This is a genomic window from Aphanothece sacrum FPU1 (assembly GCF_003864295.1).
Taxonomy (GTDB): Bacteria; Cyanobacteriota; Cyanobacteriia; order Cyanobacteriales; family Microcystaceae; genus Aphanothece_B; species Aphanothece_B sacrum.
On the sequence record NZ_BDQK01000013.1, the window covers coordinates 249,867 to 266,950 of the forward strand.

Consider the following 17,084-nt stretch of genomic DNA (forward strand, 5'->3'; position numbering starts at 1 on the left):
TTCTTTAGTAGTTATATATTAGTTATTGATTCCCCAGCGAAAAATGGCCGCACCCCAGGTTAAACCCGCGCCAAAACCAGAACTGGCAATCACATCTCCTGGTTTAATTTTGCCAGATCTTACCGCTTCATCCAAGGCCAAAGGAATAGAAGCTGCTGACGTATTGCCGTACTCTTGTAGATTAGCGATCACTTTTTGGGAGGGAATATTTAAACGTTGGGCCACCGCATCCATAATACGTTGATTAGCTTGATGTAAGATCAGCCAATCAATAGCATCAGTAGATAAATTTGCTTTAAATAAAGCTTTTTTAATAACTTCAGGCACTTTAGCCACCGCAAACCGATAAACCTCTCGTCCATTCATGGTGATGGGTTGATAGGTTCCTTGACTGATAATAATGTCATCTGTAAGGGGTTTAGCCACGCCTTGATAAGCTAAATTTAGACATTCATGTTGTTGACCATCCGTATACATTTCAAAGCTGAGAAAACAATCCTCGTCTGAAGTAGCTTGACACACCACCGCACCTGCCCCATCACCAAATAGAACACAAGTATTGCGATCTGACCAATCAACCCAACGAGAGAGAATATCTGCCCCAATAACTACCACATTTTGGTAAACTCCAGTACGGATAAATTGGGTAGCCGTGACTAAAGCAAAAATAAATCCCGAACAAGCAGCCGTAAGGTCAAAAGCCACTGCTTTTGAGGCTCCTAATAAATGTTGTACTTCAGCCGCACTACCGAACAGATCATCAGGGGTGGAAGTAGCTAGTATAATTAAATCAATATCCGTTGGCGTTAAACCTGCCTTAGTAATGGCGGCGGCCGCAGCTTGAGCCGACAAATGACTCAAAGAGGTATCGGCGGTGGCTAAATGGCGTTTTTCCATGCCTGTGCGTGTACGAATCCACTCATCCGAGGTATCCACCAAATGAGTGAGGTCTTGGTTGGTCATTACCTGAGTAGGAGTCGCCGAACCACAGCCCGTAATAACGATTCCTGGGCCTAATTGTTGCAAAATATTTCCCCCTGTTTGCTTATTGATAAACCAGGAGGGGAAGAAACCTTCCCCTTTGTCGTTGGTTGATGTTAACTGCCTGATTGACTATTGGCCGTAGCATCAGAAACAGATGTAATCTCTTGATTAGCTGCGTTATTAGCCCTAATACGCTCAATAACCTGATTATCGATCGCTTCTTTGGCTAGACGAATCGCGTTAAAAATTGAGGGAGCTTGAGAACTACCATGACTAATAATACAGACCCCCTCTACCCCAAACAGTAACGCTCCCCCATGCTCAGCATGATCTACACGCTGTTTAAGTTTTTTGAGGTTAGGTTTAAGTATGGCTGAGCCAACTTGACCACGCCATCCTTGGGGTAATTCTTCTCGGATGATTTGTAAGAGAATTTCTCCCACTGCTTCGGCGAATTTGAGTAAAACGTTACCGACAAAACCGTCACAAACGATCACATCAAATCGACCTGAGAGGACATCTCTACCTTCCGCATTGCCAATAAAGGGAATTTGTTTGTTTGCTTCTAATATTTCATAAGTTCTTAGGGCCAGGTCGTTTCCTTTGCTAGATTCCTCTCCAATGTTGAGTAATCCCACTTTAGGTTCTTCTACCCCCATGACATATTGACTATAAATTGTTCCCATTAGAGCAAATTGTTCTAAATATTTGGGACGACAGTCTACATTAGCCCCGACATCTAAAATAATGACGGATTTGCCAGCCAAGAGGGTAGGAAAGACCGCCCCGATGGCAGGACGATCAATCCCTCTAATACGGCCTAAACGTAGGGTAGCCGAGGCCATGGCCGCCCCAGAATGTCCAGCCGAAACTACGGCATCAGCACGATTTTGCTTGACTAAATCCATGGCCACATTAATGGAGGCCTGGGGTTTACGCCGTAATTCCGTAACTCCTTCGTGCATGGCGATCGCCCCATCTGCTTCGACAATTTCGAGATTAGGGGTATGGGCATGATGTTGGAGGGCATCTTGAATCTGTTGGCGATCGCCAACCAACAGAATTTCTGCGTCGAGTTCTTCAGAAGCTCGGATCGCTCCAGCGACAATTTGCCCAGGAGCGTGATCCCCTCCCATAGCGTCTACTGCGATTCTTGCGCGAGTTACTGCCATTGATCAAAGTGATAGAAACCTTCAAAATTTTAACAGAAGCATTGAAACATTCCGCAACCAAAGATTCAGAATTTTTTATGTTGTCTCATCTGGTGGCGCACCTATTGCAAAGCTAAGAAAATATATTAAGAATCAAGATACCTAACTTATCAGCCTAAATAATTTATATGTACTGATAAATAGATACCTTATTTTAGCCTAACCAACCTCTTGTATAAAATTTATTTTAAGCTTAAAAATGCTTTTAAGTAGGTTTTGATGTTGTCGGGTGAGTTTTCTGATAGTATTTTTAGGTGAGAAGTTCTGCCAACATTTTGTTAAAATATGCAGGAATTATTGGGTTTTGCCGTCGGCCATTTATTGATGAATCTTTGGGGTCGTTCTCCGGCTCCATTACAACCTGTTCCGTTAGTAGCCTGGCAAGAGGCAAAAATTTTTCAGGTTCCCACAGAACCTGATCCGGTGGTAGAAAAAATTGTCGCGGATTATCTTAAACAATTAGCCTCTCTGGGGGTTTCTTCCGCTCAACAAGGGGTTTGGATTCAGTCCGAATGGGCTTATTTAGGGGAACACGGGGCGAATATTCCGGCTTCTGCTGCTTCTTTAACTAAGGTGGCTACTTCCCTAGCTGCTTTGGCAACTTGGGGGACTAATCACCGTTTTGAAACTCTTATTTATACGGTTGGCCCTGTTAAAAATGGCATATTACAAGGGGATCTCATTATTCAAGGAGGGGGTGATCCTCTGTTTGTTTGGGAAGAAGCGATCGCATTAGGAAACCAACTCAATCAATTGGGTATTCGTCAGGTAAAAGGCAATTTAATTATTCTGGGACGTTTTTCTGTCAATTTTCAGTCCAATCCCCAACTATCAGGAGAATTACTGCAAGTAGGATTAAATCAACGTCGTTGGACTCCTTCAATCGAACAAACTTATCGAACCTTCCCGCCAAAAACTCCTCGTCCTCAAGTGGCGATCGCCCGTCAGGTGAAAGTAGAAAATACCCTCCCGACTAACGCTAAATTATTAATGCGTCATCAGTCTTTAACCCTGGCCGAACTCCTCAAAAAGATGAATCTCTACAGTAACAACGCTATGGCACAAATGTTAGCCGATGAACTGGGAGGGGCTTCAGTAGTAGCTAAATTAGCGGCTCAAGTAGCGAAATTACCCCCCGGAGAAATTAGCTTAATTAATGGATCGGGGTTAGGGGTAGAAAATCGGATTTCTCCCAGGGCTACAGTACAAATGTTGATGACCATAGAGCAAAGGTTAGGGGATAATCCCCTAGAGGTCAAAGATTTATTTCCTATGGCCGGACGAGATAAAAAAGGAACAGCCCAATTGCGTAATATTCCCGATGGAGTGGCTTTTAAAACAGGAACCCTCGCTCAAGTCAGTGCCTTAGCTGGTGTGATCCCTACTCAAGAAAGAGGCCCAGTCTGGTTTGCCATTATTAACTATGGTAATAATGTTGATCGGTTTCGGGTAGAACAAGATCGATTATTACAACGGTTAGCCCAACATTGGCAACTAATTCCCCTAGAATCTACGGTTAAAACCAATCCAACTGTTAATTTAGGTGATCCTAAACGCAATATTCCTCAACAAAGTTAGAAAGGGAGGTATGTTTTTTTGATGTTTTAATTAATATTAAATCTTATTATCCATGATAATGCAATATTAAATGGCTCTCCCGTATCTGTGGTGATAAGTTAAGCTTATAGTTCGTAGGGTGGGTTAGACGCGGCTATGATTTTGATGAAAAACTAATAAGTTTTAAGGCGCGTCGTAACCCACCATCTCAAATATTGTAATCTATTATACATTTTACCCCAAGATATCGGGAGAGCCTAAATTGACCAGCAATAAAATGTAGTTATAACTACATTTTACCCCATTATGTCTGAAGAGCCGTCTATGAAAACAATCTCAACTTTGGTAGTTATTTCTTTGTTAATTTTTTTTGTCGCAGGGGATAGCTTTTTACCCAAACCCCTGAGTACTATTAGTTTCAATACTCGCAATAGTGTGAATAAAATGTTACTGGGTTTAATGCCTAATCCCAAGATTGAAAAACCCAGTAAACAACACGATAATGAAGTTAATAGAATGGAACAACGGGTTAAGGGAGAAAGAGGGTCTCTCTTAGATAATAATTAAGGTTAATTTATTTTTTTAACCAACTAAACATAGCCCGTAAATCTTTCCCTACTTCTTCAATAGAATGTTCTGCTTCTTGACGACGCATGGACGTAAAACCAGGTTTACCAGCTTGATTTTCCAGAACAAATTCCCGTGCAAATTGTCCGCTTTGAATTTCTTGAAGAATTTTCTTCATCTCAGCGCGGGTTTCATCAGTAACAATACGTGGCCCCCTTGTCAAATCGCCGTATTCAGCCGTATTCGAGATACTATCGCGCATTTTGGCTAATCCACCTTCTACAATCAAATCCACAATTAATTTGACTTCGTGGAGACATTCAAAATAGGCTAATTCGGGTTGATATCCAGCAGCAACTAGGGTTTCAAAACCTGCTTTAATTAAGGCAGATAATCCCCCACATAACACTACTTGTTCGCCAAATAAGTCGGTTTCGGTTTCTTCGCGGAAGGTGGTTTCTAGGATACCGGCCCGAGTTCCTCCGATACCTTTAGCATAAGCCATTGCGCGATCGCGGGCTTGTCCGGTAGCATCTTGATACACAGCAAATAAACAGGGAACTCCTTCTCCTTGTTCATAGGTACGTCGCACTAAATGTCCGGGCCCTTTAGGGGCTACCATTACAACATCTACGGTCTCAGGGGGGACAACTTGACCGAAATGAATATTAAACCCATGGGCAAAAAATAGAACCTTTCCTGCTGTCAAATTAGGCTCAATTTCCGCTTTGTATACAGCTTTTTGGACTTCATCGGGTAATAGTATCATAATCCAATCGGCGGCACTAGCGGCTTCTGAAACGCTGAGAACCTGTAATCCCGCTTCTTGAGCTTTTTGGGCTGATTTACTGCCTGGATATAGCCCCACAATGACCTTAACGCCGCTATCCTTTAAATTGAGGGCGTGAGCATGACCTTGGGAACCATAACCAATGATAGCGACCGTTTTATCTGCTAATAGGTCGAGGTTGGCATCTGCGTCGTAATACATCCGAGCCATGAGGCTGTCTCCTAATTCTTATCCAAACTCTCCATTATATAATCTCAAAGCAAAGAATTTGTAATCTTTTTTTTACTTTAACTTTGTTACCATTGAGTAGGGTTTATGATTTTAGACTTATATTATAACAATTACCCAGAGATTTATGACTAATATAATTGCTAAGTGGTCGGTAGAAGATTACCACAAAATGATTGAGGCAGGAATACTAAATGATCGCCGAGTTGAATTAATTTTCGGAGAAATTATCCAAATGAGTCCAGAAGGGCCTTTTCATCATTTTGTTAATATGAGTGTCGCTCAATATCTCCGTTTACTGTTAGGAGAACAAGCTCAAGTAAGTGAAGCTCATCCGATTACTTTGTCAGATTCTGAACCGGAACCTGATATTGCTGTTGTTCGTTCTCCTGATACATTATACATTAATCGTCACCCTTATGCACAAGATATTTACTGGTTGATTGAGATTTCTCATAGCACATTAAGCAAGGATTTAGGCATTAAGAAAAAAGCTTATGCACAAGCTAATATATTAGAATATTGGATTATTGATATTAAGTCCCAATCTCTTAAGGTATTTCAAAATCCTCAAGATGATAATTATCAAATTGAAGTCAACTATAAAGATGGTTTTATCTCTCCTTTAGCTTTTCCAACTATTCAAATTAATGTTAATAAGTTGTTGGGGAAAGTAAGCATCACACGCTAGAAGCTTGTACCACAAGATAAGATATTATACCAAATCCGGTTATGAAAACCTCTTGATAATTTTGGGGTATTTCTGCCCACAATTCTCGTAGGGGCGGGTTTTTAACAAAATTTTGATATTGTAAGAGATATATTAGATAAACCCGCCCCTACACCACTTCCAATATAATATTAAGTCAAAATATTACCTAAAATGTCTCTACCTTCAAAGTTTGTTTTAACCAATTATACCAATTTGATAATCCTTCTCCGGTTAAAGAAGAAACCTGAAATATTTCAATTTTAGGATTAACTTGTTTAGCATATTCTAAACAAAGATTAAGATCAAATGGAACATAAGGCAGTAAATCAATTTTAGTCAAAATCATGACCTTGCTTTCTCTAAACATATGAGGATATTTGATAGGTTTATCTTCTCCTTCTGTTACAGAAAGAATAGCAACTTTGGCATATTCTCCTAAATCAAATAAAGCCGGACACACTAAATTACCTACATTTTCTATCATTAAAATAGAATTAGGTTCAGGCTTTAATTCTTGATAACCTCTTTCTATCATTGACGCTTCTAAATGACAGCCAGTACCCGTATTTATTTGAACTACTTTACACCCGGTTTCTCGAATTTTCTGGGCATCATTAGCCGTTTCTTGATCCCCTTCAATAACACTAATAGATAAATTATCTTTTAAATCTTTAATAGTGCGAGTTAATAAAGTCGTTTTACCTGAACCGGGAGAACTTACTAGATTTAATGCTAAAACATTACGACCTTTAAACCAACCCCGATTTTGAGCCGCTATTAAATCATTTTTTTGTAATAGTTTTTCTTCTAAACTAATTGTTTTAGCATGAATTTGAGCATGAATTTGGGGACTATTTATAGTTGATGAAGTATGAGTATGGGTAACAACTGTCCCCTCAGTTAAGGTATGACTATGAGTTTGATGATGCTCTTTTTCTTGATGATGATGACTATGAGTAATGACTGTTCCATCAGGTAAAGTATGAGTATGATGGTGTTCTTCTATTGCTGTTTTAACTCCGGTTTCCATATTAGTTAAGGTAACATTTGCTTCATCGGAACAACCACAAGTTACACACATATTTCTTCTACCTCCATTTCTTTAATTTTTAACTCTTGTCCTTGAATAATTTCTAATTCTATGCTGCCACAATTATAACATTGACCAAAGGGTTGAGATAAAGGAATTCTTGTGCCACAATGACGACATTTTCCTAATCCTGGTATCTCAATAATTTCTAAGGTTGTGCCATCTAAAATTGTGCCTTGACAACAAATATCAAAACAAAACCGAATAGCATCAGGCATAATAGCTGATAATTGCCCAATTTCTACTGTTACGCGCTTAACGGTTAAACCTTGAGCATTTTCAATGACAATGGCAACAATATTATGAGTAATTCCCAGTTCATGCATGATATAATCATGGGGTTAAGATGATTTGATTAAATAGCAAAAATTTGGTTAAGTCCAATTTTTTTATAAATTCTTAAGAAGCTGTTGTCTAAATTGATATAGCATTTTTAAATGAGATGTAAATGTGGAACGGGGGAGTTTTTGTAGGGGCGGGTTTTTTACATAAATCAATGATTCTCACAAAAAAACTAGCTAAACTCGCCCTGCTATGTGTAATTAATTTTGTTTAAGCACTTATAAATTTAGGAGATAATAGGTAATGTCTATTAATATTAGGGAACAGTTTAATCAATATCCTCCTGATATGCAACAATGGTTAATTAATCAGGAAAAGACTAAATTAATTCGCATTGAAACTGCTTTAAAAAAAGGTAAAAATCTTTATCAAGAATTAGAAAAAAAAGGAGAGGGTAAATGGCTATTTGAAACAATAAAAATTCTTGGACAATACTTAGAAAAACTTCCTCAAAAAAATAGTCTGTTTGAAGAAGTGTCTTCAGATTATATTTTTCAAGTTTGGGAATTGTTAGAGAATGATTCTGAGTTAAATCAGTTAATTTCTCAAGTAGAAACTCGATATCAAGAGTTACTGAGATTATAGCTAAACTAATAATTAATAAAAGGCTAAAGCCTTATGCTATAAAAACGAAGTCCGCCTTCGCGGACTTAATATTAGGTTGCGAAGGCAACCTTTGTTTCTATAGCTTAACTCTTTAGAGTTAAAGCCTATTATTTGTAATAATTTAGCATAACTTGTCCGGTAAAACTAAATTGTAGTAATTTTTTAAGAATTAAGTGACCATAACAAAATCCGATTATTTCCAGAATCAGAAATAATTGCCCGACGACCACAAATTTGAATCCCATAAGGCCAACTTAAACTATTACGATAAGAACGTCCATAAGAACGATTTTCACTTTTACTGGCAAAATGAATTTGACCTGTTAAACCTTGGGCCGATACCCCCATTCGGGGGACATTTTTCCAGCCTAATAAGCGAGAATTTGCTGTATCTGCGGCCATTAACCATTCATCTGAGACAGCAACCCCATAAGGCATACTAAGACTATTAGAAGCGGGTAAATAGCCCCCTTGATTAAGTTCTGCCCCTGTAAAATTACTTTGTCCTAACACAATCTGACAAGGTATATTATTATTATTAGGTATTCCGTCCCAAATCATTAAACGGTGATTTCCTGCATCCGCTAACACTAAGTTATTTTGCCAAATGGCTAAAGCATGAGGCCAACGCATACTAGAGTTTGATGGACTTCCCCCCCCATTTTCGTCTCGTAAGTTGAGTTGAGGTTGTCCGAGAACATAATCTGCAGGTTGTCCATTTTCTGTTGGGACTGTATTCCACACTAAAACCCGTCGGTTGCCTGTATCGGCGACAAATAACCGTCCTTGATGATACAATAAACCATAGGGCCAGTGTAGTCTATCTGCGGCTGTTTCTCCGTGACCTCTATTAGGGGAATTTTGCTCAAAATTGGCTTGTCCGAGGACAATATCGGCAGGAACGTTATTATCTTCGGGGAGATGATGCCAAATTAAGACCCGATGGTTCCAAGCATCTGCTACGGCTAACCCTTCACCACAAGCGCAAATGCCGGTCGGGACGCTAACTGTATTAGCTTGGGGGGTTCCTTTGGCGTTTTGTCCTTCTTGGGTAAAGTCTGGTTGTCCGATGACCCAATCTGCTGGTTGACCATCGGTTTCGGGGCAATGTCTCCATCCTAACAGACGATGGTGTCCTGTGTCTGATACCCATAAGGGCCCAGTTTCGGAGATTAAACAGGCCCCTCTTGGCCCGAACATTGTCTGATTACTCGGTTGTAAAGGCATGACTAAATTTTCTGACCCCTGTTCCCCTAGAATAATTTGTGCGCCTTCGGGTGAAAGAATATTGATAAAAGTTTTATCTATGGGAGTGGGGTGATTCATAATTCATAATGCTTAATTTTATAAACTCTATCTTAAAATTTCAGATGTGACTCAATTCATAAGTACCGAAGCAAAATTAATTGCACAGTAGGGGCGGGTTTTGATATAGTCGTAATGGTTGAGTAACAAAGGTAGTAAGGGCGGGTTTATTTAATTTTTTTGTGAGAATCATTGATTTATGTAAAAAACCCGCCCCTACAAAAACCCGCCCCTACAAATTTTGTGTAATTAATTTTGTCTACCTACTTAATTCATAATTCATAATTCATAATTCATAATTCATAATTCATAATTCATAATTTTATTGTGATTTTCCTAAACTTAGGGGAATATAGGGAATAGATGAAGAACCTTCTTGATAATAAAATTTTAAATCTTTGTCTAAACGAAACTGCAATTTAAGAGATGTTTGAGTATTATTTTGACTGACTCCTTCAAGGAATAAAATATTACCCTCAAATTGCCATTTACCTTGCCAAAACTGATCATAAATTGTTATTTCCCCTTGATAAACTCGATGTCTTGCTAAAAAAGTCTGATTCTGTCTAAAGACATAACCATAATACATTGTCTTTCCTTCCGCTTCATGAAAGCCACGCCAAATTCCAATAATAAAGTCTTGAGTTTGATTGACATTAGGCAATTCTTGTGTTATAATGCCTTGATTAGTTATTTGATTAGCTTGTACAGAACTGGTTATTATTAAAGGAACAAAAAATATTAAATTAAGTAAAATAATTACATGAATTACCGGATAGTTCATAAGCTATAAAAAAATAAAACACTGGGGAATAAGCTTCTGAAGTCATCCCCAGTACCGTCACGGAATTCAGTTCATCTCTAAATATAACATCCTGTTTTAAGGGTATTTTTTGAGACTTATTTGGGGGAGGATGACATGGTACTTAAAATGGCTAAAAAGTTGATTAAAACTGGGTTGTAAAGGATCATACCTTAACCTTTCACTGAGTTTTCCTCCCTTCTGTCTAGAATAGTAAATTAAGAGTCTATATCTTTGATTAAATCTACTCTTGAGACTGAGTGCATAAATACAGATCTGGCTGCCTATAAATACTATAACCCCATTGTAAAAATATCAGTTCCCTTACCCCAAAAATTTTTAACCGTTAGCTGAAGTTCAGAAAAACACTACTGCTTATGCTTGAGTGCAACTCTATAATTAGTATAATTAATTTAACAGGCTTCTGGACTTATTAAAACAACTAAGTAGGGGGTTATACATAAACTAATGTTTGTAGTAGGTTCCCTTGACGGGATTGAAAGCTTTGTATAATAATGGCTAAAGCCATCACTACGAACTTTTCTATTGTTACTTTAATTATGACCACCTACTTAGTTTATAGGAGTTTAACCCATGACTCACATAAAGATAGAAACTTACGAGACAGATTATTACCAATGGACAATAGAACAGACTCAAGCTTTGAGAGAACTTGTTAATACTCATCAGGAATTGAAAAAGTTAGAGGCATTGGACTGGGAAAATATTATTGAGGAGATCGAAGCTTTGGGACGTAGTGATTATCAAGCGGTAGTCTCTCTACTCACTCGTATTCTTCAACATCGTCTCAAGATTGATTACGCCAAAAAACCTGAGTGTAATCACCATTGGCAAGCTGAAATTAAAGCTTTTTCTAACACGCTTAAACGTCGATATAGCCCATCGATGAAGCCCAAATTAGAAACAGAATGGCAGGGTATATATTCAGATGCAGTTGACTTATATCTGATTGATTATCCTCCTTCTGATATTCCTTTAGTCTGTCCTTATTTGCTTGCGGATTTACTGCCTTAAAGATTCATTTAAAAATAAATAGGTTGACAAAATTAATTACATAAAATTCGTCGTAGGGGCGGGTTTTTTGCATAAATCCATGATTCTCACAAAAAAACTAGATCAACCCGCCCTGGGTTTTTTGCATAAATCCATGATTCTCGAAAAAAAAACGGTTCTACCGGACAAGTTATCCTAAATTATCACAAACAATGGACTTTAACTCTTAAGAGTTAAGCTATACAAACAAAGGTTGCCTACGCAACCTATAATACCTGTCCACGCTCGTCGGACTTCGTTTCTATAGCATAAGGCTTTAGCCTTTTATTGATTATTAATTTAGCATAGTAAGTCCGGTAGAATCCAAAAAAGTTACATAAACCCGCCCTGGCTGTGCATTAACATTAATTCGATAAAAAGAAGGGTAAACGAGTTAATCCTTGAACTATAGATGACTCGGTTTCTTCTGACTTGTCTAAAATAAAATTAGCTTGAGAAAATTTTTCCTCAAACCAAGGAGATAAACAATATTCAATACCGGATATTCCTTCTCCTGTAGCAATAATTTGTCCAATTTGAGCAGGTAATTTTCCTCCTTGAACCAAAAGTGCAGCGATCGCCTGATTTAATTGTATTAACCAATATTTAAGCACCTGTTCCCTCATACTTTGACGAGTCACTCCCCAAGATTGTTGGCTTAGAGTCGAAGCAAAGGTATCCTGTTGTTGTAAGATCATTCGCGTTAATTGAGCGGCCTCTAAAAACGCATTGCCTAAAGGATGAACTTGCAATTGTTGCTTTAAGGCTGTTCTTTGAGAGAGATCAGGTTGTCCAGGGTTAGGAAATGGTTGCAAAAGATTCGGTAAATTTTGGCTAATTTGAGCCGACCATTGAGGATAAATTAACTGACAAAGTATATCTTGATCAAGAGCTTGTCTACCATAAGCTAACTCTTGGGTGGTTAAACTAGAAAAAAGCTCAGGAATCTCTACTAAGGATAATTCTGTCATGGTTTCCCCTATATTGATCACCAAAGAGGTAAGAGACAATTTTTCTGAAATATCCCTTTCTTCTAGGGGAAAATAAGCTAAAGTTAGGATAATTGAGGGAGGAACCCACAAAATATCTTGAGGAGTGGCCACCCAATTTGTCTCTAAAATAACTGATTGTAGTTGAGCGCGATCGCTATCATTCCACTGGGGGGGACAAACTAAGATTACAGTCTTTAATTGACTTAAAATCTCCTCTAAAGACTCTTGAGTTAGTTCTAGGATAAAAGATTCATCTTGATGGGTTAAACCGTCTCTCAAGGCAATTAAGCGTTGTTGTGGATTAGATAAATTAGAATCAGTAGCATCAGGGTTAACCCCTTGGGAAAGGGGATACATGGTTAACAGTTGCCCTTGATGAGAATCTACGGCAAATAACGTCCCATTGAAAGCTTTAGCCGTTAAATCAAGGGCTAAATACCAATTTTTTGCAGTTTGAATCGGATTTGAAGGTGGTAGAGTTAATTGATTGAGGGATAATTCTAATTGTTGTTGTAGACGGTTAAAATAAGCCAAAAATTTAGCTTCTCCTTGTTGTCCCAAACTGTGCATTCTTTCAATGCCATCGGTCAGAGAATCAGAATAAGCTTGTAAATCTTGCACTAAACGCTCAAAAACAGTTTTAAACGTCGAATTAAGACTATAGACTAATTCTTGAGAAGCTTGAGAAGAAATGTTGAGGGTTGTATCTTCTGCTTGGGGAACCGATAATTGTTGTTGTAGCACTTCATTACAACGGTTGGTTAACTCCTCCAAAAATTCAGCGAACATCTGTTGACGTTGTTGTTCTAGAGCTTGCGTTTCTTGTAACAAAGATTGTCTGTGATATTGTAAAGCGTCTAATTCTCGTTGTAGGGGTTGAAAACAATCAGTAAGACGGGTTTCTAAGCGATTTAGAACCACTTGGGTCAATTTTTCGGCCGTTGCTTCATAATCTTCATGACCAGCAGATGATTGACGCACGATTAAGTAATGTCTTACCCTCTCTAATAAGGCTGACACTTCTGGTTTATCCGATAGTTGTCCTTCCCAGAGAACCCGTTCAAGGGAAGTGATTAAGGAGGAGAGATCATCTTGAACAGTCACAATAATCCACTAAAAATGCCCCAGAAAAGATAACTTAAACCCTAAGATTTTTGATAGGCTTAGCATAGCAGATCAATCAATAATCTGCTCACGGGTTCATGGAAGATCAAAACAACTATCGCATTCAACCGTCCGATATCGGGATTCTGTTAGAAGCAGCCCCTTTTTTTGCTGGATTACCGTCAGAGAGTTTAGAATTGCTCTTGGGTCATGCTGTGATTCGTAGCCATCCGGCTAATCGGATTATTTTGTTAGAAAATGATTGGGGTGGTTCAGTCTATTTTATTTTAGAAGGATGGGTTAAAATTCGGACTCACAATGTGGATGGAAAAGAAGTTACTCTTAATATTGTGGGAAAAGGGGAAGTTATTGGAGAAATGGCTGCTTTAGAAGAAGTTCCCCGTTCAACAGATGCTATTACTCTCACCCCAACGATGGTTAGCAGTATTCCCTCTCAAGATTTTGTTAGTCTTCTTCATAGTGACCCTATTGCTGGCGTTCGACTAGCTCAATTGATGGCCAAACGCTTACGACAACTCAATCGTAGACTACGTTTACGAGAAGCTGATAGTCTCTCACGGGTGGCGGATACTTTGTTATTTTTAGCCGAAGGACAAGGTAAACACACTGAAAAAGGCATAGAGATTCCTAATTTACCTCATCGTGAGTTAAGTAGTATCAGTGGTTTAGCTAGAGAAACTGTAACGCGATCGCTCACTAAATTAGAAAAAAAGGGTTTAATTAAGCGAGAAGATGATATTCTTTGTATTTCTTCTCTGGATGGTCTAGAACAGATTATTTCTTAATAGGTGATCATTAACTGGCGATTCTCACCAATGTGTTAGATAAACTCGCCCCTACACCCTTGTGAAATAATGACAATATAAGTTTAATTATGACCACCTACTTAATAACATGAATTATCCTTCTGATACCCCTAATCAATCATCTGAGTCTGAATCTAATTGGGTTGATGAGGATGATACCCCTTCTACCATTCCCCCTGAGTCTTGTTCTGAAAAAACTTCATCTTTAACTACTTCTTCGGTTAAAACACAAAAAACCTTAGCGATGGTAGAAACGGCTTTTTTAGCTAGTGCTGGAAGTTTAATTTGGTTAATTAATTATTATTTCCCTTTGGGGCCAGTATTAACCATTTTTTTTCCGGTTCCTATTGCTTTAGTTTATCTACGCTGGGGACATCGGGCTGCTTGGATGACTGCTTTAGTTTCAGGACTTTTATTAACAGTATTAATGGGGCCAACTCGCAGTATTGTGTTTTTAATTCCCCACGGGTTAATGGGGGTTCAGTTGGGTTATTGTTGGCGACGGGGGGCTAATTGGGCATTTTCTCTAATAACTGGGGCTTTAATTGGAACCTTTGGTTTTTTCTTTCGTTTCTGGTTATTTTCAATTTTATTGGGGGAAGATTTATGGCAATATGTTATTACTCAAATGACTGGTTTTGTTGATTGGTTATTTCTAACATTAGGGATTTTAGCTCAACCTAGTTTTTTTCTCATTGAAGGTTTAGCTGTTGGCTTAATTTTAGTTAATAGTTTAGTCTATTTATTTGCGGTTCATTTAGTTTCTTTATTGGTTTTAGATAAGTTGGGTAATCCTATTCCTCGTCCTCCTAATTGGGTTAAAGTTATTTTAGATTATGAATAATCTATAACAGTCCTAATGATTAATTTTCAGAAAAGTATTAAAGTTTATACTGAACTAAAACTAGGCAACACTTGGTTAGAAAAATATCAGAATTATTCGCCTATTTTTAGTTGTATTTTAGGTTTTACTGCTACCGGATTAATTCCTGGAATTTCGGCGGCGGGGGCAACCCCAGAAGACAGAAAATACACAGCTTTAGCTGATGCAGAATTTCTAATTAAAGGCATTCAATCTCATTATCAATATCCCCTACCTCCCTTAATTAATGGCGTTTCACCAGTCTTTATAACTCGCGCTGTGGTTGAATCTTGTCAAATTCCTATTTATTTATTTAATGGAGGATTACTTGTTAACCCCAATGTGCCTCATATTAATTTAGGGGGTTTAGCTGCTAATTGTTTAACTACTGGAAAAGCTTTACCATTAGCAACAGTTTATCATTTATTTCAACAAGGATTAGAATGGGGAGAAAAATTAGCAAAACAAAACCCAAAAAGTTATTTAATAATTAGTGAATGTGTGGTGGGAGGAACAACAACAGCTTTGGCAATTTTAACCGGATTAGGGATTAATGCTACTGGAAAAGTGAATAGTAGTCATCCTCAATGCAATCATCAACAAAAAGAATTAATTGTAGAAAAAGGACTTATTAATGCTGAATTTTACCCAATATTATCCCCTATTGATCCGTTTAAATTAGTTGCTGCAGTAGGAGATCCCATGCAAATTATAGCGGCTGGAATGGCCATCACCGCAAGTCGTTATACAGGGGTTTTATTAGCAGGAGGAACCCAAATGTTAGCGGTTTATGGGTTAATTCAAGCGATTATTAATAGTACCCAAGAAACAGCTAATTTAGAGAATATTGTAGTAGGAACAACTCGTTGGGTAGCAGAAGATTTAACGGGAGATACAATAAGTTTAGCTGAGTCTATTGGCCCAGTTTCGTTATTAGGTACTCAACTAAATTTTACGACTTCTTCCTATGCTCAATTACGAATTTATGAACAAGGATACGTTAAAGAAGGAGTGGGTGCAGGGGGTTGTGCGATCGCGGCTCATTTATCCTATAATTGGAGTCAAGAAAAGTTGCTCAGTGCTATTGAAAACCTTTTAACTATGAATTATAAATTATGAATTATGAATTATAAATTTTGGCTCTCCCGTACCTGTGGTGATAACAAAACCTTATATATCGTAGGGGGGGTTAGGCGCGGGTCATAATTTGTGAATTCTAATCTAGTTTTCCTGTCCGCAACCTAACCCACCTTCGGAAATTTTGTAACATAGAATACAGTTTACCCCAAGATGCGGACAAATCCTACTGAACAACGCTTAAAAAATCTGACTTAAATCTAAAATAAAGCCAGGTAAAATATCTTCTCCTGATAAAGTTTTATGAATTATGAATTATAAATTATGAATTATAAATTTTGGCTATCCCGTACTTGTGGTGATAACAAAATCTTATATATCGTAGAGTGGGTTAGGCGCGGGTCATAATCTTTGAATTATAATCTAGTTTTCCTGGCTGCGCCGTAACCCACCTTCCGAGATTTTATAACATAGCATACAGTTTACCCCAAAATGCGGAGAAATCCTACTAAACTAGGACTTACTAATTCAATAATGAAATCAGGAACTATTGGCGGAAAGCCATCTTGTTGTGTGAGGGTTAGTTGATTCCATCGTTCAAGTTTAATCCAGCTAACATCAGGACTTCTTCTAGCACCATTAGGGAGAACAAAAACCGTCGAAGAATCAAAAGCTTGTCCTAATTTAGTTTGACGATTCCAAATTCCTAAATCTAAATATAGGTTGAAGTTTTTTCCTCCTGCTGTACCACCAGTGGGACTCATAATAATTAATTCTCCATCTTTAGTTAACTCCATTCTCGCTAGTTGTTCGGCATCTGCAAGTTGATTAAATTGTTCTGGAGTTACTCTAAATCCTTGAGGAATGGCAATAGTTTCCATCGATTTTGATTGAAATAGTTACTTTTTACTAAATATGGTAACATCAACAAATAACTCAGCCCGCGAAGGCGGGCTTTGCCTTAATAGCTACACC

The 17,084-nt window shown here is 38.1% G+C and carries 16 protein-coding genes and 1 pseudogene; 8 read left to right on the forward strand and 9 right to left on the reverse strand.

From position 1 onward, the window contains the following. Positions 1-18: 18 nt before the first annotated feature. Both AsFPU1_RS11765 and plsX read right to left on the reverse strand, forming a co-directional pair. A complete protein-coding gene (locus tag AsFPU1_RS11765; protein ID WP_124974744.1) occupies positions 19-1,026 on the reverse strand; it encodes a beta-ketoacyl-ACP synthase III in 1,008 nt (335 codons plus the stop codon). 71 nt (positions 1,027-1,097) lie between these two features. Beyond that, positions 1,098-2,156: a phosphate acyltransferase PlsX gene (gene plsX, locus AsFPU1_RS11770; RefSeq protein ID WP_124974746.1), complete on the reverse strand. Its 1,059-nt coding sequence runs from the start codon at positions 2,154-2,156 to the stop codon at positions 1,098-1,100. 324 nt (positions 2,157-2,480) lie between these two features. On the opposite strand from plsX, the gene AsFPU1_RS11775 reads away from it, so the two are divergent. Together AsFPU1_RS11775 and AsFPU1_RS11780 are read left to right on the forward strand one after the other, a co-directional pair. After that, positions 2,481-3,773 (forward strand): D-alanyl-D-alanine carboxypeptidase, encoded by a 1,293-nt coding sequence (locus tag AsFPU1_RS11775; RefSeq protein ID WP_124974748.1) that lies wholly within the window; start codon positions 2,481-2,483, stop codon positions 3,771-3,773. A 303-nt stretch (positions 3,774-4,076) separates the two neighbouring features. Beyond that, positions 4,077-4,319, forward strand: a complete 243-nt coding sequence (locus AsFPU1_RS11780; RefSeq protein ID WP_124974750.1) for a hypothetical protein — start codon at positions 4,077-4,079, stop codon at positions 4,317-4,319. 7 nt (positions 4,320-4,326) lie between these two features. Here the strand turns inward: AsFPU1_RS11780 and ilvC are convergent, their stop codons facing one another. Further along, positions 4,327-5,319 carry a ketol-acid reductoisomerase gene (gene ilvC, locus AsFPU1_RS11785; protein ID WP_124974752.1) on the reverse strand — a complete coding sequence of 331 codons (993 nt, stop codon included), beginning with the start codon at positions 5,317-5,319 and terminating at the stop codon, positions 4,327-4,329. A gap of 145 nt (positions 5,320-5,464) precedes the next feature. Here ilvC and AsFPU1_RS11790 point away from each other — a divergent pair, with 145 nt between their 5' ends. Next, positions 5,465-6,028, forward strand: coding sequence for a Uma2 family endonuclease (locus AsFPU1_RS11790; protein ID WP_227873513.1), 564 nt, complete (start codon positions 5,465-5,467; stop codon positions 6,026-6,028). Between the two features lie 187 nt (positions 6,029-6,215). On the opposite strand, the gene hypB is transcribed toward AsFPU1_RS11790, so the two are convergent. Then, a complete protein-coding gene (hypB, locus tag AsFPU1_RS11795; RefSeq protein ID WP_124974754.1) occupies positions 6,216-7,130 on the reverse strand; it encodes a hydrogenase nickel incorporation protein HypB in 915 nt (304 codons plus the stop codon). After that, positions 7,121-7,465: a hydrogenase maturation nickel metallochaperone HypA gene (gene hypA / locus AsFPU1_RS11800; RefSeq protein ID WP_124974756.1), complete on the reverse strand. Its 345-nt coding sequence runs from the start codon at positions 7,463-7,465 to the stop codon at positions 7,121-7,123. The genes hypB and hypA overlap by 10 nt, the downstream gene beginning before the upstream one ends. 259 nt (positions 7,466-7,724) lie before the next feature. Here hypA and AsFPU1_RS11805 point away from each other — a divergent pair, with 259 nt between their 5' ends. Further along, positions 7,725-8,066 carry a hypothetical protein gene (locus AsFPU1_RS11805; protein WP_227873514.1) on the forward strand — a complete coding sequence of 114 codons (342 nt, stop codon included), beginning with the start codon at positions 7,725-7,727 and terminating at the stop codon, positions 8,064-8,066. A 183-nt stretch (positions 8,067-8,249) separates the two neighbouring features. Here AsFPU1_RS11805 and AsFPU1_RS11810 read toward each other — a convergent pair whose 3' ends face one another. After that, positions 8,250-9,413: an NHL repeat-containing protein gene (locus AsFPU1_RS11810; protein WP_124974758.1), complete on the reverse strand. Its 1,164-nt coding sequence runs from the start codon at positions 9,411-9,413 to the stop codon at positions 8,250-8,252. Positions 9,414-9,714: 301 nt separating this feature from the next. After that, complete coding sequence (locus tag AsFPU1_RS11815) at positions 9,715-10,176, reverse strand: hypothetical protein (protein WP_124974760.1); 462 nt, start codon at positions 10,174-10,176, stop codon at positions 9,715-9,717. A gap of 612 nt (positions 10,177-10,788) precedes the next feature. On the opposite strand from AsFPU1_RS11815, the gene AsFPU1_RS11820 reads away from it, so the two are divergent. Then, positions 10,789-11,229 carry a DUF29 domain-containing protein gene (locus tag AsFPU1_RS11820; protein WP_124974762.1) on the forward strand — a complete coding sequence of 147 codons (441 nt, stop codon included), beginning with the start codon at positions 10,789-10,791 and terminating at the stop codon, positions 11,227-11,229. A 383-nt stretch (positions 11,230-11,612) separates the two neighbouring features. On the opposite strand, the gene AsFPU1_RS11825 is transcribed toward AsFPU1_RS11820, so the two are convergent. Then, positions 11,613-13,343, reverse strand: coding sequence for a hypothetical protein (locus tag AsFPU1_RS11825; RefSeq protein ID WP_124974764.1), 1,731 nt, complete (start codon positions 13,341-13,343; stop codon positions 11,613-11,615). A 98-nt stretch (positions 13,344-13,441) separates the two neighbouring features. On the opposite strand from AsFPU1_RS11825, the gene AsFPU1_RS11830 reads away from it, so the two are divergent. The 3 genes from AsFPU1_RS11830 to cobT all read left to right on the forward strand — a co-directional run bounded on the left by AsFPU1_RS11830 (position 13,442) and on the right by cobT (position 16,151). Then, entirely contained in the window at positions 13,442-14,149 is a 708-nt protein-coding gene (locus tag AsFPU1_RS11830; RefSeq protein WP_124974766.1) for a Crp/Fnr family transcriptional regulator, read from the forward strand. A 109-nt stretch (positions 14,150-14,258) separates the two neighbouring features. Continuing rightward, complete coding sequence (locus AsFPU1_RS11835; RefSeq protein ID WP_124974768.1) at positions 14,259-15,014, forward strand: DUF2232 domain-containing protein; 756 nt, start codon at positions 14,259-14,261, stop codon at positions 15,012-15,014. A 15-nt stretch (positions 15,015-15,029) separates the two neighbouring features. Continuing rightward, positions 15,030-16,151, forward strand: coding sequence for a nicotinate mononucleotide-dependent phosphoribosyltransferase CobT (cobT, locus tag AsFPU1_RS11840; RefSeq protein WP_124974770.1), 1,122 nt, complete (start codon positions 15,030-15,032; stop codon positions 16,149-16,151). Positions 16,152-16,621: 470 nt separating this feature from the next. On the opposite strand, the pseudogene AsFPU1_RS11845 reads toward cobT, so the two are convergent. Continuing rightward, positions 16,622-16,990, reverse strand: a pseudogene (locus AsFPU1_RS11845) (Uma2 family endonuclease); the annotation flags it as partial. Between the last annotated feature and the right edge of the window lie 94 nt (positions 16,991-17,084).

Coding starts and splice junctions, on each gene's coding strand:
- AsFPU1_RS11805 (WP_227873514.1), top strand. CDS start 7,725: ATGTCTATTAATATTAGGGAACAGTTTAATCAATATCCTCCTGATATG.
- ilvC (WP_124974752.1), bottom strand. CDS start 5,319: ATGGCTCGGATGTATTACGACGCAGATGCCAACCTCGACCTATTAGCA.
- AsFPU1_RS11810 (WP_124974758.1), bottom strand. CDS start 9,413: ATGAATCACCCCACTCCCATAGATAAAACTTTTATCAATATTCTTTCA.
- AsFPU1_RS11780 (WP_124974750.1), top strand. CDS start 4,077: ATGAAAACAATCTCAACTTTGGTAGTTATTTCTTTGTTAATTTTTTTT.
- AsFPU1_RS11775 (WP_124974748.1), top strand. CDS start 2,481: ATGCAGGAATTATTGGGTTTTGCCGTCGGCCATTTATTGATGAATCTT.
- AsFPU1_RS11815 (WP_124974760.1), bottom strand. CDS start 10,176: ATGAACTATCCGGTAATTCATGTAATTATTTTACTTAATTTAATATTT.
- AsFPU1_RS11835 (WP_124974768.1), top strand. CDS start 14,259: ATGAATTATCCTTCTGATACCCCTAATCAATCATCTGAGTCTGAATCT.
- hypB (WP_124974754.1), bottom strand. CDS start 7,130: ATGTGTGTAACTTGTGGTTGTTCCGATGAAGCAAATGTTACCTTAACT.
- hypA (WP_124974756.1), bottom strand. CDS start 7,465: ATGCATGAACTGGGAATTACTCATAATATTGTTGCCATTGTCATTGAA.
- AsFPU1_RS11830 (WP_124974766.1), top strand. CDS start 13,442: ATGGAAGATCAAAACAACTATCGCATTCAACCGTCCGATATCGGGATT.
- AsFPU1_RS11790 (WP_227873513.1), top strand. CDS start 5,465: ATGACTAATATAATTGCTAAGTGGTCGGTAGAAGATTACCACAAAATG.
- cobT (WP_124974770.1), top strand. CDS start 15,030: ATGATTAATTTTCAGAAAAGTATTAAAGTTTATACTGAACTAAAACTA.
- AsFPU1_RS11820 (WP_124974762.1), top strand. CDS start 10,789: ATGACTCACATAAAGATAGAAACTTACGAGACAGATTATTACCAATGG.
- plsX (WP_124974746.1), bottom strand. CDS start 2,156: ATGGCAGTAACTCGCGCAAGAATCGCAGTAGACGCTATGGGAGGGGAT.